The organism is Actinomadura harenae (assembly GCF_003696215.1).
In the GTDB taxonomy this organism is placed as follows: domain Bacteria; phylum Actinomycetota; class Actinomycetes; order Streptosporangiales; family Streptosporangiaceae; genus Spirillospora; species Spirillospora harenae.
On record NZ_RFFG01000005.1, the window covers coordinates 20,762 to 41,178 of the forward strand.

General features: G+C 72.6%; 17 protein-coding genes. 3 read left to right on the forward strand and 14 right to left on the reverse strand.

Features of this window, described 5'->3' with window-relative positions; translation table 11 throughout:
• Window positions 1–6: 6 nt before the first annotated feature.
• From efeB to pdxR, 6 genes are all read right to left on the reverse strand, one after another.
• Window positions 7–1,272, reverse strand: coding sequence for an iron uptake transporter deferrochelatase/peroxidase subunit (gene efeB / locus EBO15_RS04035; RefSeq protein WP_233615924.1), 1,266 nt, complete (start codon window positions 1,270–1,272; stop codon window positions 7–9).
• 74 nt (window positions 1,273–1,346) lie between these two features.
• Complete coding sequence (gene efeO, locus EBO15_RS04040; RefSeq protein WP_122192935.1) at window positions 1,347–2,483, reverse strand: iron uptake system protein EfeO; 1,137 nt, start codon at window positions 2,481–2,483, stop codon at window positions 1,347–1,349.
• Between the two features lie 172 nt (window positions 2,484–2,655).
• Window positions 2,656–3,123: a YbjQ family protein gene (locus EBO15_RS04045; protein ID WP_122192936.1), complete on the reverse strand. Its 468-nt coding sequence runs from the start codon at window positions 3,121–3,123 to the stop codon at window positions 2,656–2,658.
• A 298-nt stretch (window positions 3,124–3,421) separates the two neighbouring features.
• The gene (gene rpoD / locus EBO15_RS04050) at window positions 3,422–4,567 is read right to left on the reverse strand and encodes an RNA polymerase sigma factor RpoD (RefSeq protein WP_122192937.1); all 1,146 of its coding nucleotides are present in this window, start codon (window positions 4,565–4,567) and stop codon (window positions 3,422–3,424) included.
• 77 nt (window positions 4,568–4,644) lie between these two features.
• Complete coding sequence (dnaG, locus tag EBO15_RS45745; protein ID WP_122192938.1) at window positions 4,645–6,837, reverse strand: DNA primase; 2,193 nt, start codon at window positions 6,835–6,837, stop codon at window positions 4,645–4,647.
• Between the two features lie 89 nt (window positions 6,838–6,926).
• On the reverse strand, window positions 6,927–8,327 hold the full coding sequence (gene pdxR, locus EBO15_RS04060) for a MocR-like pyridoxine biosynthesis transcription factor PdxR (protein ID WP_122192939.1): 1,401 nt from the start codon (window positions 8,325–8,327) through the stop codon (window positions 6,927–6,929).
• 81 nt (window positions 8,328–8,408) lie between these two features.
• On the opposite strand from pdxR, the gene EBO15_RS04065 reads away from it, so the two are divergent.
• On the forward strand, window positions 8,409–9,029 hold the full coding sequence (locus tag EBO15_RS04065; RefSeq protein ID WP_122192940.1) for a TIGR03086 family metal-binding protein: 621 nt from the start codon (window positions 8,409–8,411) through the stop codon (window positions 9,027–9,029).
• A gap of 44 nt (window positions 9,030–9,073) precedes the next feature.
• Here EBO15_RS04065 and EBO15_RS04070 read toward each other — a convergent pair whose 3' ends face one another.
• Window positions 9,074–9,439 carry a MerR family transcriptional regulator gene (locus EBO15_RS04070; RefSeq protein ID WP_122192941.1) on the reverse strand — a complete coding sequence of 122 codons (366 nt, stop codon included), beginning with the start codon at window positions 9,437–9,439 and terminating at the stop codon, window positions 9,074–9,076.
• Between the two features lie 85 nt (window positions 9,440–9,524).
• Here EBO15_RS04070 and EBO15_RS04075 point away from each other — a divergent pair, with 85 nt between their 5' ends.
• Window positions 9,525–10,394 (forward strand): TIGR03560 family F420-dependent LLM class oxidoreductase, encoded by an 870-nt coding sequence (locus EBO15_RS04075; RefSeq protein WP_122192942.1) that lies wholly within the window; start codon window positions 9,525–9,527, stop codon window positions 10,392–10,394.
• Between the two features lie 78 nt (window positions 10,395–10,472).
• On the forward strand, window positions 10,473–11,762 hold the full coding sequence (locus EBO15_RS04080) for an alpha/beta fold hydrolase (protein ID WP_122192943.1): 1,290 nt from the start codon (window positions 10,473–10,475) through the stop codon (window positions 11,760–11,762).
• Window positions 11,763–11,794: 32 nt separating this feature from the next.
• Here EBO15_RS04080 and EBO15_RS04085 read toward each other — a convergent pair whose 3' ends face one another.
• The 7 genes from EBO15_RS04085 to EBO15_RS04115 all read right to left on the reverse strand — a co-directional run bounded on the left by EBO15_RS04085 (window position 11,795) and on the right by EBO15_RS04115 (window position 20,397).
• Window positions 11,795–13,429 (reverse strand): dipeptide ABC transporter ATP-binding protein, encoded by a 1,635-nt coding sequence (locus tag EBO15_RS04085; protein WP_122192944.1) that lies wholly within the window; start codon window positions 13,427–13,429, stop codon window positions 11,795–11,797.
• Window positions 13,426–14,415, reverse strand: a complete 990-nt coding sequence (locus tag EBO15_RS04090) for an ABC transporter permease (RefSeq protein WP_122192945.1) — start codon at window positions 14,413–14,415, stop codon at window positions 13,426–13,428. The genes EBO15_RS04085 and EBO15_RS04090 overlap by 4 nt, the downstream gene beginning before the upstream one ends.
• Before the next feature lie 124 nt (window positions 14,416–14,539).
• Window positions 14,540–15,481 carry an ABC transporter permease gene (locus EBO15_RS04095; RefSeq protein WP_122192946.1) on the reverse strand — a complete coding sequence of 314 codons (942 nt, stop codon included), beginning with the start codon at window positions 15,479–15,481 and terminating at the stop codon, window positions 14,540–14,542.
• Window positions 15,482–15,491: 10 nt separating this feature from the next.
• Complete coding sequence (locus EBO15_RS04100) at window positions 15,492–17,216, reverse strand: ABC transporter substrate-binding protein (protein ID WP_122192947.1); 1,725 nt, start codon at window positions 17,214–17,216, stop codon at window positions 15,492–15,494.
• Window positions 17,217–17,383: 167 nt separating this feature from the next.
• Window positions 17,384–17,806 (reverse strand): GtrA family protein, encoded by a 423-nt coding sequence (locus tag EBO15_RS04105; RefSeq protein WP_233615925.1) that lies wholly within the window; start codon window positions 17,804–17,806, stop codon window positions 17,384–17,386.
• 98 nt (window positions 17,807–17,904) lie between these two features.
• Window positions 17,905–19,125, reverse strand: a complete 1,221-nt coding sequence (locus tag EBO15_RS04110; RefSeq protein WP_233615926.1) for an MFS transporter — start codon at window positions 19,123–19,125, stop codon at window positions 17,905–17,907.
• 45 nt (window positions 19,126–19,170) lie between these two features.
• Complete coding sequence (locus EBO15_RS04115; protein WP_122192948.1) at window positions 19,171–20,397, reverse strand: NAD(P)/FAD-dependent oxidoreductase; 1,227 nt, start codon at window positions 20,395–20,397, stop codon at window positions 19,171–19,173.
• Window positions 20,398–20,417: the final 20 nt, after the last annotated feature.

A 20,417-nucleotide genomic window follows, 5' to 3' on the forward strand; every position in this document is an offset into this window, starting at 1 on the left:
AGCCGGTCATGTGAAGAGGGTCTCTCCCCAGTAGCCGCCCTCCTGGACGCCCGGCGGGCAGGCGTAGACGCCCGACCCGACGTGCTGGACGTACTCGTTCATGGCGTCGGTGGCCAGATTGTTCTGGACGCGGATGAAGCCGGTGCGCGGGTCCCGCTGGAAGGCGATGAAGAACAGGCCCGCGTCGAGGCGGCCGAGGCCGTCCGAGCCGTCGGTGAACGAGTAGCCGCGGCGCAGGATGCGGGTGCCGCCGTTGGAGTCCGGATGGGCGAGCCGGACGTGCGCGGTCGGCTTCAGCTTCGCCAGGTCGACCGCGTCGTGCTCGCGCCTCTGGCCGATCGGGGCGCCCACGTTCTTGTCCCGGCCGAAGACGTCCTCCTGCTCACCGAGGGACGTCCGGTCCCAGGTCTCGATGTGCATGCGGATGCGGCGCGCGACGAGGTAGCTGCCGCCCGCCATCCACTCCGCGCCGTCCGGCCTGCCGGCCCAGATGTGCTTGTCGAGCGCGTCCGTCTCGGTTCCGGCGACGTTGCGGGTGCCGTCCTTGAAACCGAACATGTTGCGCGGGGTCTGCGCGTCCGGGGTGGTGGACGACGTCTTGCCGAACCCCAGCTGCGACCAGCGGACGGACACGACGCCGAACCCGATGCGCGCCAGGTTCCGGATCGCGTGCACCGCCACCTGCGGGTCGTCCGCGCACGCCTGGACGACGATGTCGCCGTCGCTGCGCGCGGGGTCGAGGTTGTCGCCGGGGAAGTGCGGCAGGTCGACGAGGGCCGCCGGGCGCTTGGCCTTGAGGCCGAAGCGGTCCTTGCCGTCCTTCTCGAACAGGGTCGGGCCGAACCCGACGGTCAGCGTCAGCCGGGACGGCGGGAGGCCGAGCGCCTCGCCCGTGTCGTCCGGCGGGGACACCTCGGGACCGCCGACCGCGCCCGCGCCGACAGGCTTCCCGGCGGTCATCGCGGCGGCCGCGGCCGTCCAGTCCTTCAGCATCCGGACGAGCTTGGCGCGGTCGCCGGTGACCACGTCGAACGCGGCGAAGTGCAGCCGGTCCTGGACGGGCGTGGCGATGCCCGCCTGGTGCGCCCCGTGGAACGGGATCGGGGACGTGACGTCGCTCCCGCCGCCGTCGCCGCCGCTCTTCGCCACGACACGGTCGATCCCGGCCCCGGCCGCCGCGCCGACGACCAGGCTCGCTCCGCCGAAGCCGAGCATCCGCCGCCGCGACATCCGCGCGTCCATCCGCGCCGCCCGCTCCCCGTCTCCGGCCACTTGGCCACCGCCTCCGGTCACTCGGCCATCGCTCTGGCCGCCGCTCATTTGGCCATCGCTCACTTGGCCACCGCTCATTTGGCCACCGCGCCCGCGAGCTTCGACAGCGGCTCGCCGAGGGCGTTCACCGCGTCGGCGAGGGACTTGCGGTCGCTCTCGCCGACCTTGTCGTAGGAGACGTAGCCGTCGCCCTTGGCGTACTTGGCGAGCAGGTTCTCGACGGCGGTGAAGTTGTCGTCCAGGTCCTTGGCGAGCTGCGCGTCCTTCTCCTGGACGACCGGGCGGAGCAGGTCGTAGACCTTCTTCGCGCCGTCCACGTTGCCCTTGAAGTCCCAGAGGTCGGTGTGGCTGAACGCCTCCTCCTCACCGGTGACCTTGCCGGTGGCGACCTCGTCCAGGAGCTCCTTCGCGCCGTGCGCCATGTCGTTCACCGGGTCGAGGTTCAGCGTCCCCATCTGGCCCCGGAGGTTCTTCAGGTCGGCCATGAGGCGGTCGGCGTACCGCTCCTTGCCCTTGACCGAGCCGTCCTTCCAGAGCGCCTTCTCCAGCAGGTGCCAGCCGGACCAGTTCGCCTTCTCCGCCGGCTTCAGGTCGGCCTCGCGCGCGTCGACCTTCGGGTCGATGTCGCCGAACTTCTCGGCGACCGGCTCGATCGTCTCCCAGCCCATCCGGGACGGCGCGTACAGCGCCTTCGCCTTCTCCACGTCGCCCGCCTTGACCGCGTCGGCGAACTTCTGGGTCTTGGCGATCGTATCGTCCACCTGCGCGAGGACGAACGTCCTGTAGTCGGCCGAGGCCTTCGCCAGGCGCGGGTCGGCGGACCCGGCGGCGCCGCCCGCCCCGGTGACCTTGATGTCCTTGGACGGGCCCTTGCCGGTCTGACCCGCGCTGCACAGCGCCTTGTAGTCGCCGGCGGCCAGGTTCACGACGAAGTTGATCGTGGTGCCGGGGCCGATGTTCTCCCGCTCGGCGATGATCTTGCCGTCCGGGCGGAGGATCTCGAACTCGTTGGCCTGCGAGCCCTTGTTGAACACCTTGAAAGTGATCTTGCCCGCGGGGATCTCCGTCTTCGCGACCTCACACGCGCCGTCGGACGCGGTCACCTTGATCGCGTCGCCGCCGCCCTTCTCGTCACCACCGCCGCACGCCGCGAGCAGGGACGCCGAAAGGGCGGTGACGCCCGCGAGGGCGAGAACGGACGAGGAACGCATGACGGACTCCAGAACGGACTATTTGGTAAGGCTTGCCTAAATTAGCTGAACCTAACCAGATGACGTCAAGTCACGTTCTGGACAGTGACTAGAAACACCCCTCCCGCGTGCCCCGTCCGGCCTGGTCAGCGGCCTGGTCAGCGACTTGGTCAGCGGCCTGGCCGGCAGCCGGTCAGCGGCCCGGGTCGCGGAGGCCGATGGTGAGGTTGCGGGCGGCCATCGGCGGGCCGCCGGGAGCCGCGTCCGGATGGAACGGAGGCACCCCGCCGCCCTGCTGGTACTGCGGCTGGTTCTGTTGCGGCTGGTTCTGCACGTTCTGGACGGGATCGACCCACACGGCCGTCCCGTACGCGCACACCTCGTGCCCTCCCCCGGCCCCGAGCGCCACGGCGTCCAGGCGCATGCCGACGATGGCGTTCGCGCCCTTGCGGCGCGCGTCCTCGGCCATCCGCTCGACGGCCTGGCGGCGCGCGGCGTACAGCCCCGCCCCCGCCTGCTCGCCGGTGTTCATCCGGAACGTCCCGCTGGACCCCGGTCCGGGCACCGCGCCCTGATCGGTCTGGACGGCCACCCCCAGCGCCTCGCCGAGCATCCCGCGAATCGCGTACCCGGCCAGCGCGTCAGTCGTCACGATCAGCATGGAACCCCACGCTACCCCCCAACTCCGTCACACGCGCCCCGTCCCACCCCTCACCCACAAATCACCATCACACGCCACGAAACGGGGGACGGGCGCCTGAGGCCGGGACGGGCCGCCGGGCAGCACCCTCTCCAGGAACGGGCGCGGGCGGCCGAGGCATGGGCGGCCCACGGCGTTGCCGCGTCGCAGGCGGCCCCGGGCATGGGCGGGCCGTCCGGGCCGCGTCCTCGCCGGGTGAGGCGTGGGCGCGGCCCGGAGCGCTGCGCCGCCGGGGCGCCGGACGTCCGGGGGACGGCCGTCAGTCGAGATACTCGCGGAGCATCTGGGCGCGGGAGGGGTGACGGAGCTTCGCCAGGGTCTTGGACTCGATCTGCCGGATGCGCTCGCGCGTGACGCCGAACTCCCGGCCGACCTCCTCCAGGGTGCGGGGATGCCCGTCGGCCAGGCCGAAGCGCAGCTGGATGATGCGCTGCTCCCGTTCCGACAGCGTGCCGAGGATGTCCTCCAGCTGGTCCTGCAGCAGGATGAACGCGGCCGCCTCGATGGGGACGACGGCGTCGGAGTCCTCGATGAAGTCGCCGAGGTCGGAGTCCTCCTCTCCGATCGGGGACTGGAGCGACACCGGTTCCTGGGCGATCCGCTGGATCTCCACGACCCGGGTGGCGGTCAGCCCCATCTCCCGGCCGATCTCCTCGGGCACCGGTTCCCGGCCGAGGTCCTGGTGGAGCTGGCGCTGCACCCGCACCAGCTTGTTGATGGTCTCCACCATGTGCACCGGGATCCGGATGGTCCGGGCCTGGTCGGCGATCGCCCTCGTGATCGCCTGGCGAATCCACCAGGTGGCGTAGGTCGAGAACTTGAAGCCCTTGGTGTAGTCGAATTTCTCGACGGCGCGGATGAGTCCGAGATTTCCCTCCTGGATCAGGTCGAGGAACAGCATTCCCCGGCCCACATAGCGTTTGGCGATCGAGACGACCAACCGCAGGTTCGCCTCGATCAGACGTTGCTTCGCCCGGATTCCCTCCCGGGAGAGCAGTTCGAGGTCGAGTCGCTGCGCCGCGGAGAGGATGGCGGTATGCGCCACTTTCTCCTCGGCGAAAAGACCCGCCTCGATTGATTTCGCCAGTTCGACTTCATCTTCTGCCGTGAGGAGCGGAACGCGACCGATCTCTCTCAGGTAGATGCGCACCAGGTCGCTCGTCGGCGCCCGCTTGCCGAGATCTGTCTCGTCTACTCGCGCGACGTCCTCGGTCTCCTGCGGAGACTCCAGGACCTCGACCCCCTGTTCCGCGAGCATTCGGACGACCCGCTCGAGCGAGTCGTCCGGCAAGTCCGAGCGGTCGAGTGCGGCAGCGACGTCATCGACGGTCACACCGCCGCGTTCTCTGCCACGTGCGACGAGGTCCGCCACCTGGTCAACCGATGGCGCCTCGCTTGGCAGCACCGAAGGGCCCACGTGGACAGTCTGCGTTATGGAGGGGCTAGATCACAGGACCCATTTTGCGGTCTCTTGACTTACCGCTATCCAAGCCCGCGCTCCCGCAACACCCGTCTCTGCTGCTCAAGCGCGACAAGATCACCGAAGAGCCGGTGATAGTCCTCAGCCTGCTCGGCCGGATTCAGCCGTCCGAGTTTAGACTTCACGTCCCCGATCTGCCGGGTGAGCAGGCGTTCCTGAATTCGGGCCAGCAAGGCTGCCGCATATCGGTCATCCGATTCGGACGCGGACTGTGTCTGTTCGACTGCGAGCATGGTGATCAGGTCCTTGACCTGCGTGTTCGCGGCCTGCTCCAGGAGCCGGGAGATCCACTCCGACGGATCCGCCGCCGACGCGACGCCCCCGGCCGCGCCGATGACGCCCCGGACGGTCGCGTGCGCGGGCACCAGGAACGCCTCGCCCGGGACCAGGTCGAACCCCGGCCCGACCACGGCCGGACGCTGCACGACCAGCTTCAGCAGCTCGCGCTCGAGCACGACGCCCGGATCGTGCGGGTCGAAGGCCGGGGTTTCGGGCCGCCCCGAATCCGTCGCCGGCTCGTCCCGTCCCTGTCCGGGCGGCCCGTAACCCGCCGAGCCGGACGGCCCGTATCCACCGTTGCCCTGCGAGCCGTACCCGCCGTGGCCCCGGGAGCCGTTCGGCCCGGCCTCGCCGCCGCCGTAGCCCTGACGCCCGCCACCGCCGTACCCCTGGCGGCCGCCGCCCTGACCGCCGTTGCCGTATCCCTGGCGCCCGCCGCCCTGGCCGTTGCCGTAGCCGCCGCCATTGCCGCGTCCGCCCTGGCCACCGCGCTGGCCGCTGCCCGGGTGCTGGCCCTGGCCCTGGCCGTTGCCGCCCTGCCGCTGCTGCCCGCCGGGCCCCTGGGCGCCCCGCCGGGCATGCTCGCGCTGGGACAGTTCGCGGACGCGCTGGAGCACGAACCGCTCGTCCATGATGCCGAGCCAGCGGTCCAGGTTGACCGCGTACATCTGGCGGAGCGCGCGGTCCTTGATGCGGGCGACGATCGGCGCGGCGGCGTCGAGGGCGGCGAGCCGTCCCTCGGTGGTGTTGAGGTCGTGCTCGCCGATCCTGGACCGGACGACGAACTCGAACAGCGGGGTGCGCGAGGCGACCAGGTCGCGCACGGCCGCCTCGCCGTGCTGGACGCGCAGGTCGCACGGGTCCAGGCCGTCCGGCTGGACGGCGACGAAGGTCTGCGTGACGAACTTCTGCTCGCCCTCGAACGCGCGCAGCGCCGCCTTCTGCCCGGCCGCGTCCCCGTCGAAGGTGAAGATCACCTCGCCGCGGAACTCGTCCTGGTCCATCAGCAGCCGGCGCAGGATCTTGATGTGCTCGTCCCCGAAGGACGTCCCGCAGGTCGCGACGGCCGTCGGCACGCCGGACAGGTGGCAGGCCATCACGTCGGTGTAGCCCTCGACGACGACCGCCTGCCGGGACCGCGCGATCTCCTTCTTCGCCAGGTCGGCCCCGTACAGGACGTTCGACTTGTGGAAGAGGGGCGTCTCGGGGGTGTTCAGGTACTTCGGGCCTTCGTCATCGTCGTACAGCTTGCGCGCGCCGAACCCGACGACGTCGCCGGACAGGTCGCGGATCGGCCACATCAGGCGGCCGCGGAACCGGTCCATCGGCCCCCGGCGGCCCTCCTTGGCCAGCCCGGCGGTGATCATCTCGGCGTCGGCGAACCCGCGTCCGCGCAGGTGGCGGACCAGGGCCTCCCACTCGCGCGGCGCGAACCCGACCCCGAACCGCTCGGCGTCGGCGGCCTCGAAACCCCGCCCGGACAGGAACCGGCGGCCGATCATGCCCTCGGGCGAGCGCAGGTTCTCGGCGAAGTACTCGGCCGCCACCCGGTGCGCCTCGACCAGCCGCGCCCGCTGCCCCGTCTCCTGCCGGGGCTGGAACGCGCCGCCCTCCTCGTACCGGAGGTGGATGCCCGCCTTGGCGGCCAGCCGCTCGACGGCCTCGGAGAACGTCAGGTGGTCGATCTCCTGGACGAACTTGATCACGTCGCCGCCGGCCCCGCAGCCGAAGCAGTACCAGAGGCCCCGGGCCGGGGTGACGTTGAACGAGGGCGACTTCTCGTCGTGGAACGGGCAGAGCCCCTTGAGGTTGCCCCCGCCCGCGCTTCGCAGCTGGAGGAACTCGCCGATCACGGCGTCGATCGACGATCGCTCTCGTACGAGCGCTATGTCCTCATTACGAATCCGGCCTGCCACAGCGAACGAGTCTAGGCGCGCCCTCGGACAATCCGCGCCGGTCCGCCCCGATCACGCACCCCCGGCGTCCGGTGATCGCCCTCCCGCGATCATCGGCCGTCGAGGGCGCGGCGGAGGCGGGTGAGGGCCGGGGGGATGTCCTCGGTGGAGATGGCGCCGTAGCCGAAGACGAGGCCGTTGGACGGGGGTTCGGTCACGGCGAAGTCGGAGAGCGGGAAGAGGGCGACGCCCTCGGCGTCGGCGGCCTGGACGGCCTGGACGTCGGACGGGGCGGAGAGGCGGGCGCTCAGGTGGAGGCCGGCGGCGGACGGGACGAGGGTGAGGCGGTCGGCGAGGCCGGTCGTGAGGGTGTCGGCGATGAGTTCGTGGCGTTCCTGGTAGACGCGGCGGGACCGGCGGATGTGGCGGGCGAGGAGGCCCTCGTCGATGAAGCGCGCCAGGGCGGCCTGGACGGGCGGGTCGCCGTGCCAGGACGTGACGTAGCGGGCCATCCGGAACGCGTCGTGGAGGGCGGGCGGGGCGACGAGGAAGCCGAGGCGCAGGACCGGGCGCATGAGCTTGGAGAACGTGCCGAGGTAGAGGACGCGCCCGTCCTCGTCCAGGGACTGGAGGGGTTCGATCGGGCGGCCGCCGAAGCGGTACTCGGTGTCGTAGTCGTCCTCGATGACGACGACGTCGCGGCGGCGGGCCCAGTCGAGCAGGGCGCGGCGGCGGGGCAGCGACATCGGCATGCCCAGCGGGAACTGGTGGGACGGGGTGAGGTAGACGGCGCGGACGTCGGGCGGGAGCGCGTCGACGCGCAGGCCCTCGGCGTCCACGGGGACGCCGGTCACGCGCAGGCCCTGGGAGCGGAACAGCAGCTGGGCGGGCGGGTAGCCGGGGTCCTCGACGGCGACGTGCGCGCCGGGTTCGAGCAGGACGCGTCCGACCAGGTCGAGCGCCTGCTGGATGCCGGACGTGACGATCACGTCGGACGCGCTCGCGCGGACCGACCGCGACACCCCGGCGTGCCGGGCGATCGCCTCGCGCAGGACGGGCAGCCCGGCCGGGTCGCCCACGTCGTGGGTCCTCGGGCGGAGCTCGGCCGCCATGAGCCGCCGCCACGCCTCGTAGGGGAACAGGCGCGTGTCGGGGAGGCCCGCGCGCATGTCGTACGGGACGTCCTGGCGCCAGTACGGCCAGGCGCGCAGGCCGGTCCATTCGGGGCGGGGGCGGAGCGGGGAGGCGGCGGGCGCGTGCCGGGACGGCGCGGCCGACTCGCGGACGAACGTGCCCGCGCCGACGCGCGCCGTCAGGTACCCCTCGGCGGCGAGGCGGTCGTAGACGACCGAGACCGTGCCGCGCGAGACGGCGAGGCGGCGGGCGAGCTCGCGGGTGGCCGGGAGGGCCTCGCCCGCGCGGAGGCGGCCGTCCAGGACGGCGTCCCTGAGCTGCCGGTACAGGCTTCCGGTGAGGTCGCGGCGGTCGTCCAGGGTGATGTGCAGCTCCACGCGCGCAGTCTAGATTGGCACAGTGGCCCGGGTCGATATTGGATCTGGACGTAGGCCATTCCGGGTTCCTACGGTGAACCCATGGACGTGCTGACTGAACTTCTCTCCTCGGACTTCCGCGACCTGGACCGCCGGGCGCTCGCCTTCTTCGCCTCCCTGACCACCACGATCAAGCCCGCCGACCTGGCCCGTCCGACGCCCTGCCCCGACTGGACGCTGCACGGCCTGCTCCGGCACCAGGTCGGCCAGGACGAGGGGTTCGCGGCGGCCGCGCGGGGCGAGGGGGACGCCCTGGCGGCGTGGCGGGGCGGCTCGCTCGGCGACGACCCGCACGCGGCGGTCGTGGCGTCCGGGCGGCTGGTGACCGGGGCGTTCGCGGACGACGCCGTCCTGGACCGCGAGTTCGCGCTGCCCGAGGTGCGCGACGGCGGGCTGTACCCGGCGCGGCTGGCGATCACGTTCCACGTGGTCGACCTGGTCGTGCACGCGTGGGACGTCGCCGCCGCGCTCGGCCTGCCCTGGGAGCCGGACGACGAGCTGGTCGAGGCGTCCCTGAAGGTCGCCGCGATCGTCCCGGACGACGCCGCGTCGCGCGCCCCGGGCGAGTCGTTCGCGCCGTCCCTGCCCTCTGCCGGACGCGGCGGACGCGAGCGGCTCCTGACGCTCCTCGGCCGCGACCCCGCCTGGCGTCCGGCCGTCTGACCGGGCCGGGCACCTGACCCGACCGGGCCGGGCACCTGGAGGAGTCAGTCCACGCCGGTGCCGCTGTAGAAGGAGATCTTCCATTGGATCTTCTTCTGCTGGGAGCGGAGCAGGCGGATCTGGTCCTCGACGCGGCGGTCGTGGTCCTGGAGCAGCGCGAGCCGCTCGGCGAAGGTCTCCGCGCCGCCGCGGGCGAGCTCGGAGTAGCGGAGCATCTCGGCGATCGGCATGCCGGTCTCGCGCAGGCAGCGCAGCATGCCGAGCCAGTTGAGGTCGTCGTCGCTGAACACCCGCCGTCCGGACGCGTTGCGCGCGATGCCGTCCAGCAGGCCGATCTTCTCGTAGTACCTGAGGGTGTCGATGCTGAAGCCGCTCTTCTCGGCGGTCTCGGACGGAGAGTAGGAGCTCACAAAGGTCAGGATTCCACCTGGAGTCCGCTCCAGGTCAACCATGGCCCTTGACCCGGAGTGCCCTCCAGGTCGGAGACTCGGTTCCATGCGCATCGGACTTCAGGTACCCAGCTTCACCTTCCCCGGCGGCGCCGGGCGGATCGCGGCGGAGTACGGCCGGATGGCCCGCGAAGCCGACCAGGCCGGGCTCGACTCGCTCTGGGTGATGGACCACTTCTTCCAGATCCAGAGCGTCGGGTCCGCCGAGGAGCCCATGCTCGAGAGCTACTCGGCGCTCGCGTACGCGGCGGCGCTCACGACGAACATCACGCTCGGCACGATGGTGACCGGTGTGAGCTACCGGTCTCCCGGCCTGCTGGTCAAGACCGTCACGACGCTGGACGTGCTGTCCGGCGGGCGGGCGTGGCTCGGCGTCGGCGCGGCCTGGAACGACGAGGAGTCGCGCGGTCTCGGCCTGAACTTCCCGCCGACGGCCGAGCGGTTCGAGCTGCTGGAGGACGCGCTCCGGCTGGCCCATCGGATGTGGAAGGGGGACGAGAGCGCGTTCGAGGGCGCGCGGGTCTCGGCGGAGCGTCCGCTGAACTCGCCGCAGTCGCTGCGCCGTCCGCACCCGCCGATCCTGGTCGGCGGGATGGGCGAGAAGAAGACGCTGCGGTTCGTCGCGAAGTACGCGGACGCCTGCAACATCTTCGACGGCGACCAGCTGCCGCACAAGCTGGACGTGCTGCGCGAGCACTGCGAGCGCGAGGGCCGCGACTACGCCGACATCGAGAAGACGTCCCTGACGACCCTGCCCGAGGGCGGTTCGGCCGGGCAGGCCGTCGAGACGGCCGGACGGCTCGCCGAGGCCGGAATCGACCACGTGATCTTCTCCCAGCGCCCCGGCCAGGACATCGCGAGCCTGCTCGGCGGGGCCCGCGCCGAGGTCGAGAAGATCGTCCCGGCGGGCCGCTGACCTCAGGCGGGGACGCGACGGGCCCGGACAGGGCGGGGCGGCGGTCCCGGCACGGCGGACGGCCCATAAGGTCGGGGCATGGGTTCGTTCCGCCAGGCCGGGACCGTCGTCACCGGCCACCGCTTCCCCGTTCCGCTCGACCACGACGACCCGGACGGGCCGCGGATCGAGGTGTTCGCCCGCGAGGTCGTCGCGTCCGCGCACGCCGGCCGCGACGACCTGCCGTGGCTGCTGTTCCTCCAGGGCGGGCCGGGGTACGGGTCGCCGCGTCCGTCCGGGCGGGAGGGCTGGCTGAACCGGGCGCTGTCGGACTTCCGCGTCCTGCTGCTGGACCAGCGCGGTACCGGCCTGTCCACGCCGGTGACGGCGCGGCGGGTGGCGGCGCTCGGCGGCCCGGCCGAGCAGGCCCGGTACCTGACCCGGTTCCGCGCCGACTCGATCGTCCTGGACGCCGAGCTGATCCGCCGCGAGCTGCTCGGCGACACCCCGTGGACGATCCTCGGGCAGAGCTACGGCGGGTTCTGCGTGAACACCTACCTGTCGTTCGCGCCCGAGGGCGTCCGGGAGGCGCTGGTCACGGGCGGCACGCCCGGTCTGGCCGCGGCCGCCGAGGACGTGTACCGGCGGACGTACCCGCGCGTCGCCGCCAAGAACGCCGCGTTCTACGACCGCTACCCCGGCGACATCGACCTCGTCCGCGACATCGCGCGGCGGCTCGCGGGCCACGACGAGCGGATGCCGAACGGGCGGCGGCTGACCGTCGAGGGCTTCCAGTCGCTCGGCCTCATGCTCGGCATGGGCGACGGCGCCGACCGCATGCACTACCTCCTGGAACCGGCCTTCGCGGACGGCGGGCCCGAGCTGTCGGAGGTCTTCCTCCAGCAGGCCGGGGCGCTCCTCAGCCACACCGACGCGCCGATCCACATCGTCCTGCACGAGGCGATCTACGGGCAGGGCTCGAACCCGACCGGGTGGGCGGCGCAGCGCGTCCGCGACGAGTTCCCCGAGTTCGCCCCGGACCCGGACGACCGCGACCCGCTGCTGTTCACCGGCGAGATGATCTACCCGTGGATGGTCGCGGACGACCCGTCCCTGGCGCCGCTGCGCGAGGCCGCCGACCTGCTCGCCGAGCACGACGACTGGCCCGCGCTGTACGACCCGGCGCGGCTGCGCGGCAACGACGTCCCGGTCAGCGCCGCCGTCTACCACGACGACATGTACGTGGACTTCGAGCTGTCGATGGAGACCGTCCAGTCCGTCGGGAGCGCCCGCGCGTGGGTCACCAACGAGTGGGAGCACGACGGGCTGCGCGTGAGCGACGGGCAGGTCCTGGACCGTCTCCTCCGCATGTCCCGCGGCGAGGTCTGAGACCCGCCCTCCCCAGGCCCCAGGCTCCCCCGTCAGACGACGGGGTCCAGGGCGACCAGCCTGGGGACGGCCGCCAGCAGTTCGCGGGTGTAGCCGTCCTCGGGGTGGTCGTAGACGGTGTCGACGTCGCCGGTCTCGACGACGCGTCCGGCGCGCATGACGGCGACGCGGTCGCAGACCCGCCGGACGACGGCGAGGTCGTGCGAGACGAACAGCAGCGCCAGGTCGCGTTCGGCGCGGAGCTCGGCGAGCAGCGCGAGGATCTGCGCCTGCGTCGAGACGTCCAGGGACGTCACGGGCTCGTCGCAGACCAGCAGGCGCGGGCCGGGCCCGAGCGCGCGGGCGATGCCGACGCGCTGGCGCTGCCCGCCGGAGAACTCGTGCGGGTAGGCGTCGTAGCGGCCGGGGTCGAGGCCGACGCGGTCCATCAGGTCGCGCGCGGTGCGCTCGGCGCCGGGCTCGCCGAGGACGCGCAGCGGGTCGGCGATGCTGTCGCCGACCGTGCGGCGCGGGTTGAGCGAGGCCAGCGGGTCCTGGAACACCATCTGGAGGTCGCGGCGCGAGGGCCGCAGGTCGCGGGCGGAGAGCCGGGTGACGTCGCGTCCGGCGAACTCGATCCGCCCGGAGGACGGCGCGAGCAGCCGCACGACCAGCCGCGCGAGGGTCGTCTTCCCGCTGCCGCTCTCCCCCACGACGCCGAGGGCCTCACCGGGCGCGACCTCCAGCGACACCCCGTCCACCGCCGGAACGGCCCGCCTCCGCAGCGGCGGCCCCGACACGAAGTCGCGCCGCAGATCGGTGACGCGCAGCAAGGGCTCCCGCCCCCGCGGCGGCTCGTGGCCTTCCGTGGCGCCGGGCGCCTCCGGGCGCGCCGGAGAGGTCACGCGGAGGCGCGGCGCGTCCAGGCGGGGGACGGACCGGAGGAGCTCGCGCGTGTAGCGGGCGGACGGGGTCCGCAGGACGCCGTCGACCGGCCCGTGCTCGACCGCGACGCCGTCCCGCATGACCAGGACGTCGTCGGCGGTCTCGGCGACGACGCCGAAGTCATGGCTGACCAGCAGCAACGCCATTCCGGTGTCGGTGCGGAGCTCGTCCAGGAGGGCGAGCAGGCGGGCCTGGACGGTGACGTCGAGGGCGGTGGTCGGTTCGTCCGCGACCAGGACGCGGGGCTCCAGCGCCAGGGCCATCGCGATCAGGGCGCGCTGGACCATGCCGCCGGAGAACTCGTGCGGGTGGGCGCGGGCGCGGCGCGGCGCGTCCGGGATGCCGACGCGGTCCAGGACCTCGACGGCCTTCGCCGCGGCGGCGCGGCGCGACGCGCCCGTGTGGACGCGGTACACCTCCGCGATCTGGTCGCCGACGCGCAGGTAGGGGTCGAGGGACGACAGCGGGTCCTGGAACACCATCGCGATCCGGCCGCCGCGCAGCCGCCGGAGGTCGGCGCCGGACGCGGCGAGCACGTCCGTGCCGTCCAGGAGGACCGAGCCGGTGACGTCCGCGCCGACGTGCAGGCGGGCCAGGGCGAGCGCGAGGCTGCTCTTGCCCGAGCCGGACTCGCCGACGACGCCGAGCGCGCGGCCGGGTTCCAGGTCGAACGAGACGCCGCCGACGGCCTCGCGGTCGCCGAAGCGGACCCGCAGGTCGCGGACGGAGAGGACGGGGGTCATGCGAGTTTCACTCTCGGGTCGATGGCGGCGTGCAGGAGGTCCGCGGCGGCGTTGGCGATCACGACGGCGGTCCCGGACAGCAGCGTCACGCCGACGATGACCGGCAGGTCGACGCTGGTGGTGGACTCGACGGCCAGCTTGCCGATGCCCGGCAGGCCGAACATGCTCTCGGTGAGCATCGCCGACACGATGATCGTGGCCAGCTCGACGGCGGTGAGGGTGGCGACGGGGGCGAGCGCGCCGCGCAGCGCGTGCCGCCGGACGACCTGCCGCTCGGACACCCCGTACGCGCGGAACGTCCGGACGTGGTCCTCGGCGAGCGTCTCCAGGGTGCCCGCGCGCGCGACCCGCGCGAACAGCGCCGCCTCGATGAGCGCGAGCGCGCACCACGGCAGCACCAGGTTGCGCGCCCACTCGGCGGGGTTCCGCGTGAGCGGGACGTAGCTCGGGAACGGCAGCACCTTCAGCCAGGCGCAGAACACCAGCAGCAGGACCAGCCCGATCAGGAACACCGGGGTCGAGAACCCGAGCAGGGTCACGCCGGTGATCAGGCGCTCCACGAGCGTCCCGCGGCGCAGCGCCGACAGCATGCCCGCACCGACGCCGGCCACCAGCGCCAGGAGGAGGGCGCCGAGCGTCAGCGACGCCGACACGGGCAGCCGGTCCAGGAGCAGGCTCGTCACGGGCTGGTCGGACTGGAACGAGTAGCCGAGGCAGGGCGCGGCGCAGTGGTCGACATCAGGGCCGGACGAGTAGTCGCGGCCGGCGACCAGCCCCTCCAGGAAGTGCCAGTACTGGAGGTGGACGGCCTGGTCGAGGCCGAGCTTGTGCCGGGTGACGTCGAGCTGCTCGGGCCCGCACCGCTTGCCGCACGCCAGGACGGCCGGGTCGCCGGGCATCAGGTAGAAGAGCCCGTAGACGATCGCCGACATCACCAGCAGCACCGCGACCGTCGCGAGGACGCGTCGCGTCAGGAACCAGATCACGCGTTCGTCCTTCCGGGGCCGGGGACGGAGGTCCGCTTCCGAACGCGGGCGGACGGCCCGCGCCTGTGAATCCGCACAGAGCTCATGTGAATCCGCACGGGGCTCATGTGAATCCGCACGGAGTTCATACGCGCACGCTCCGGGGGTCCAGGGCGCGGCGGACGCCGTCGGCGAACAGGGAGAAGGCCAGCAGGGTGACCAGCAGCAGACCGCCCGGGATGATCACGTAGGCGGGGTCGGTCTGGAACCAGGTGGTGGAGGTGGAGAGCATCTGCCCCCACGAAGGCGTCGGGGGCCGGACGCCCGCGCCGAGGAACGACAGGCCCGCCTCGTTGACGATGTTGTTGGGCACCTTCAGCGCGGCGAGCACCATGAGCGGGGTGGCGAGGCCGGGCAGGATCTCGCGCAACGCGATCCGCAGCGGCCGGGCGCCCGCGAGGCGGGCCGCGTCCACGTACTCGCGCGAGCGCAGCGACATGGCCTGGGCGCGCGTGACGCGAGCGATGTTCCCCCAGTTCACGGCCGTGATCGCGAGCGCGACCAGGACGGGCCGGGGCACCGACTGCGGGACGATCGCCATCAGCGCGAGCGCCAGCAGCAGCGACGGGAACGCGATCGCGATCTCGATGACGCGGCCGAGCACCGCGTCCAGGCGGCGCCCGCCGAGCCCGGCGGCCAGCCCGATCGCGATCCCGATGACCAGCTCCAGGACGGTCGCCGCGAGCGCGACGCCCAGCGAGACCCGCGCCCCGTGGACGACGCGGGCGAACACGTCGCGTCCGGTGCCCGGCTCGACGCCGAGCCAGTGGTCGCCGCTGATGCCGCCGAGCGCGCCGCGCGGGACGCCGCCGCGCGCCGAGTCGAGCAGCCGGCTGTGGAAGGTGGTGGGGTCCTGCCCCTCCAGGGCGGTGAGCAGCGGCGCGGCGAGCGCGGCCAGGGCCAGCAGGCCGACCAGGACGAGTGCGGCGAGGGCGGAGCGGTCGGCGAGCAGCCGCCGCCAGGCCCCGCCGCGCCGGGACGGAGCGGGGTCCGTCCCGGCGGCGGCTTCGGTGTCGAGCAGGGTCACGGCCGCGCGGTCACTTCACCGAGACGGACGAGACGTCGTACCAGCCGCGCCACTCGTCCACGTAGGCGTTCTTCACGTCCTTGCCGAACAGCGCGACGGTCTTCGGGTGGAACAGCGGGACGACCAGGGCCTGCTTGCCGATGGTGGCGTCGAGCGCGCCCCAGCGCGGGGCCGCCTGGGCGGCGTCGGTGATCGTGTTGATCCGGTCGATCTCCTTGTTCACCGCCGGGTCGTTCAGCTGGGCGAGGTTGTAGTTGCCGCCGCCCGTGAGGATCTGCCGTCCGTCGAAAACGGGGGTGAGGAACGGGCCGCCGGCAGGCCAGTCCGCGCCCCAGGTCTGGAGGCTGAGGGCGGGCTGTGTGGAGGGCTTGCCGGTGACGTTGCGGTAGTCGTCGTCGCTGAACGGCTTCGGCTTCACGGTGATCCCGGCCTGCTTCAGCGCGTCCTGGACGGCGGGCGCGACCTTGGGTCCGATGCCGTCGGTGTCGACGTTCGGGTACGCGAGGTCGACGGTGAGGCCGTTTCCGTATCCGGCCTGGGCGAGCAGCTCCTTGGCCTTGGCCGGGTTCCCGGTCTCACCGGCCGGGAAGTAGTCGTACGGCTGCTGCCCGAACGCTTTGCCGTCCGGCAGGAACGTGGTGGCCGGGGACGCCAGCTCGCTGCCGCCGATCGCGTTGATCACCGACTGCCGGTTCACCGCGTACGCGACGGCCTGCCGGACCCGGATGTCGTCGAACGGCTTCTTGGTGGTGTCGAACGCGAGGTACTTGGTCTCGCCGAACACGCCCCGCGCGACGCGCTTGGCGAGGTTCGGGTCGCCGCCGACGCGGGCGAGCTGCTCGGGGCCGACGGACGTGTCGGTGGTGATCGCCTTGGCGTCCGCGCCGGACCCGCTGGACAGCCTCTGGTCGATGACCGTCGCGTCCAGGCCGGCGGTGATCTCGATCCGGTCCGGGCAGGCGAGCCGCTGGTCGTCGACGGCCCGGGACCAGGACGTGTTCCGGACGAGCACGAGACGCTTCCCGACCTCGTACTTCTCGACCTTGTACGGGCCGCTGGAGACGGGCGCGTTCTGGTACTTGACGCCGGTGTCCCTGGCCTTCGGGACGGGCGAGAACTGGGTCGCCGTCGCGAGGTAGGGGAAGTCGCCGTGCGGCGCGCGGAGCTTGAAGACGATGGTCCTGTCGTCCGGCGTCTCGATGGACTTCAGGTCGGCGCCCTTGTAGGGCCCCTGGTAGCCGGTGCCGTCCACGAGCCAGTCGTGCAGGTAGGGCGCGCCGCCGGGCAGCTCCGGCGCGAACGAGCGCTCGATGCCGTACTTGACGTCCTTGGACGTGATGGGGGTGCCGTCCTCGAACTTCAGGCCGTCCCGGAGCGTGTACTTCCAGGTCCTGGCGTTGTCGCCGGGGGTGCCGAGGTCGGTGGCCAGGTCGGGGACGGGCTTGGTGCCGTCCTGCCCGGGGACGCGCTGGCGGGTGGTGAGCGTCCGGTACACCAGCGACGGGAGCGCGCCGCCGCCCGAGGTGTAGAGCGTGGCCGGGTCGAACTTCCCGAGTCCGCCCTGGTTGAGCACGGTCAGCGTGCCGCCCTGGCAGGTCTTCGCATCGAACGCGGCATCGGACGCGACATCGGACGCCGCGCCGCCGCCGGAGCCGGAGCCCCCGCCGCAGCCGGCCACGGCGGACGTGGCCGCCAGCAGCGCGGATCCGAGGAGGACGAACGGTCGCAGCCTCATGTGGGGTGCCTCTTCTCCCTCTGCGCCCTCGGGGGATCGGGGCGCGAGGCATGACCGTAACCGCCGTTCCGGGCTTTTGCAACTTTCCCTACCTTTTTAGTAGGTTGGCGGCGGGAGAGAACCCCTCCCGGCGTTCCGGAAGGGGTCGCAAGTCAGTCGGTCGCGGGTCAGGCGGTCGTGGGGGTGAACACCCATTTGCGGTACGACCAGTAGCGGAACCACGAGCCGAGGCCGAGACCGGCGAGCAGGCTGAGGTTGTAGGCGATCCCGCCGTGCAGGTGCAGCGTGTAGTAGACGAAGCCCGTGCACAGCACCTGGATCAGCATGCCGATGCCGTTGAGCGTCAGGAAGATCGCGAACTCGCGGCCGGAGCCGTCGCTGTCGCGGTGCCGGAACGTCCAGTACCGGTTCGCCAGGTAGGACGTGCCCGTGGAGACCAGGGTCGGGATGACCACGCTCGTCACCGGGGACCCGCCGAGCCAGGCGCGCAGCAGGTTCGCCCCGCCGATCGTGATCACCGTGCCCACGAACCCCACGAAGCCGAAACTGAGCAGTTCGCTCAGGAACGGCCGGTAGGGACGCACGGCCATGGCCACTTTGGTGGGCCTTGACCGCTGCAAGGTGCTCACTTGCCGGAACATTACCCGACACGTCCGGATGGATCGCCTCGACCCTGATCACAGAAAGGTCAACGATCAGCGGCGCGCGTCACGCCCGCGAGCAGGACGATCATGCCCGAGAGCACCGCCGGGACGGCCAGCGCCCACGGCAGTCCGACCGCCTGCGCGACGAGCCCGATCACCGGAGGGCCGCCCAGCAGGCCGAGGTAGCCGACCGCCGTGACCCGGGCGATCCCGTGCGCCGCCGGGACGCCGGGCAGGTTCCCCGCCGCGCTGAACGTGACCGGCGCCACCACCGCGACTCCGGCCCCGAACAGTGTGAAACCGGCGACGGCCGCCCACGGCTCGCCGATCGCGAGGCCGCCGCCGAGGCCCGCGCACGCCACCAGCGACCCGGCCCGCAGCACCCGCGCGGCCCCGAAACGCCCGACGACCCGGTCCCCGGCGAGCCGTCCGACGGTCATGGCCACCGCGCACCCGGCGTACCCGAGGCCCGCGAGCCCGGCCCCGGTCCCGAGGGACTCCTTCAGGTAGACCGCGCTCCAGTCCGCCATCGCGCCCTCGCCGACGAACGAGCAGAGCCCGATCACGCCGAGCAGCGCCAGCAGGAACCCCGCCCCTGTTCTCTTCCGACCCGGGGCGGCGACGGGCTCGCCGTCCGCGATCGGGTCGGAGAGGACGGTGCCGGGCTCCTCGTCCAGATGCGGATTGGAGCGATCCAGCAGGCCGCGCGCGCCGGTGAGCAGCAGGACGGCGAACAGGACGCCGAGGACGCTCAGGTGCACGCCCACCGGCACGCCCGCGTGCGCCGCCGCTGATCCCGCCACGGCCACGGCCAGCGTCCCGATGCTGTAGACGCCGTGCAGGCCCGACATGATCGGACGCCCGTAACCGCGCTCGATCGCGACGCCCTGGGCGTTCATCGCGACGTCCATCAGCCCGAGGGACGCGCCGAGCAGCACCAGCGCGCCGACCAGCATCGGCAGGTTCGCCGCGAGGCCGAGCGCCACCGGGGCCAGCGCCGCCGCCGTCCCGGACACCAGGACGGTCGCCCGGCTGCCCCAGCGCGCGACCGTGCGGCCCGCGACACGGGTCGCGAGGACGACCCCGACCGGCGAGCCGAGCAGCGCCAGGCCGAGCGTCCCGGCGCTCAGCCCGAGATGCTCCTTGATCTGCGGGATCCGCGCGACCCAGGCCGCGGCGGAGAGCCCGTGCGCGAGGAAGGCCACGGTGACCGCGCGCCGCGCGGTCCGCAGGTCGGGGAGCACCGGGGGCGCGAGAGCGGTCACCCCCCACACCCTATGACCGGAATCGCCCGATTTTGATCTCCGGACTCAGAGCAGTTCGGCGAGCGGCACCTTCGGGTCGGCCAGCCGGGCCCGGTCGGGCGAGGCGCCACCGGCGACAAGGCGGCGCAGGTCGTCCGCGACCTCCCAGACGTTGACGTTCATCGCCGCGGCCACCCGCCCGGCGGAACGCCAGAACGCGATGAACTCCAGGGAGCCGGGCTCGCCGCGGAACACGACCTCGTCGTACTCCCCCGGGGACACCAGGCCCGTCATCTCCATGCCGAGCTCGTACTGGTCGGAGAAGAAGTACGGCAGCGCGTCGTGGACGACGTCCCGGCCGAGCATCGCGCGCGCCGCGACCGGGCCGCCGTCCAGGGCGTTCGCCCAGTGCTCCACCCGGACGCGCCGTCCCAGCACCGGATGGTCGTGCGACGCCACGTCGCCCGCCGCGAAGATGTCGGGATCGGAGGTGCGCAGGCCCGCGTCCACGAGGATCCCGTCGGAGACCTCCAGGCCCGCGTCCTCGGCCAGCGCGGTGTTCGGACGGGCGCCGATCCCCACGATCACGACGTCCGCCGGGATCTCCGCCCCACCGGACGACACGACCGCCGACACCTGGCCCGCGCCCCAGAACCCGGCCACGCCCTGGTCGAAGCGGAGGTCCACGCCGTGCCGCCGGTGCAGGCCGGCGAACACCTCGCCCGCCTCGGGTCCCACATGCCGGTACAACGGGCCGGGGTCGGGTTCGACGATCACCACGTCGTTGCCGTAGGAGCGCGCCGCCGCGGCGGTCTCCAGGCCGATCCAGCCCGCCCCGGCCACCACGACGCGCCGTCCGCCCGGGGACAGCGCCTCGCGCAGCACCGCCGCGTCCGAGAGCGTGCGCAGGTAGTGGATGCCCTGGAGTTTCGCGCCCGGGACGTCCAGCCTCCTCGGCGACGACCCCGTGGCCAGAAGCAACCGGTCGTAGCCGAGCCGCTCCCCCGTCGACAGCACGACCACGTGGGCGCCGCGCTCCACCGACGTCGCGGACGTCCCGGAGCGCAACTCCACCCGGTTCTCCTCGTACCACCCCGCCGGGTGGACGTGCGCCGACTCCCGCGTGTCCGTGCCCAGCAGGAACCCCTTCGACAGGGGCGGACGCTCGTACGGGCGCTCGATCTCCTCGCCCACCAGGACGACCCGTCCTCCGAACCCCTCCCGCCGCAGCGTCTCCGCCGCCTTGGCTCCGGCGAGGCTCGCTCCGACGATGACGAACGTCTCCTCGGGCATGGCGTGTCTCCTTAGCGTGG

What these genes read in the sequence shown, in the direction of transcription:
- EBO15_RS04115 (WP_122192948.1), bottom strand. Translation starts at nt 20,397, where the DNA reads ATGCCCGAGGAGACGTTCGTCATCGTCGGAGCGAGCCTCGCCGGAGCC.
- efeO (WP_122192935.1), bottom strand. Translation starts at nt 2,483, where the DNA reads ATGCGTTCCTCGTCCGTTCTCGCCCTCGCGGGCGTCACCGCCCTTTCG.
- EBO15_RS04045 (WP_122192936.1), bottom strand. Translation starts at nt 3,123, where the DNA reads ATGCTGATCGTGACGACTGACGCGCTGGCCGGGTACGCGATTCGCGGG.
- EBO15_RS04105 (WP_233615925.1), bottom strand. Translation starts at nt 17,806, where the DNA reads ATGGCCGTGCGTCCCTACCGGCCGTTCCTGAGCGAACTGCTCAGTTTC.
- EBO15_RS04100 (WP_122192947.1), bottom strand. Translation starts at nt 17,216, where the DNA reads ATGAGGCTGCGACCGTTCGTCCTCCTCGGATCCGCGCTGCTGGCGGCC.
- EBO15_RS04085 (WP_122192944.1), bottom strand. Translation starts at nt 13,429, where the DNA reads ATGACCCCCGTCCTCTCCGTCCGCGACCTGCGGGTCCGCTTCGGCGAC.
- EBO15_RS04065 (WP_122192940.1), top strand. Translation starts at nt 8,409, where the DNA reads ATGGACGTGCTGACTGAACTTCTCTCCTCGGACTTCCGCGACCTGGAC.
- EBO15_RS04075 (WP_122192942.1), top strand. Translation starts at nt 9,525, where the DNA reads ATGCGCATCGGACTTCAGGTACCCAGCTTCACCTTCCCCGGCGGCGCC.
- EBO15_RS04080 (WP_122192943.1), top strand. Translation starts at nt 10,473, where the DNA reads ATGGGTTCGTTCCGCCAGGCCGGGACCGTCGTCACCGGCCACCGCTTC.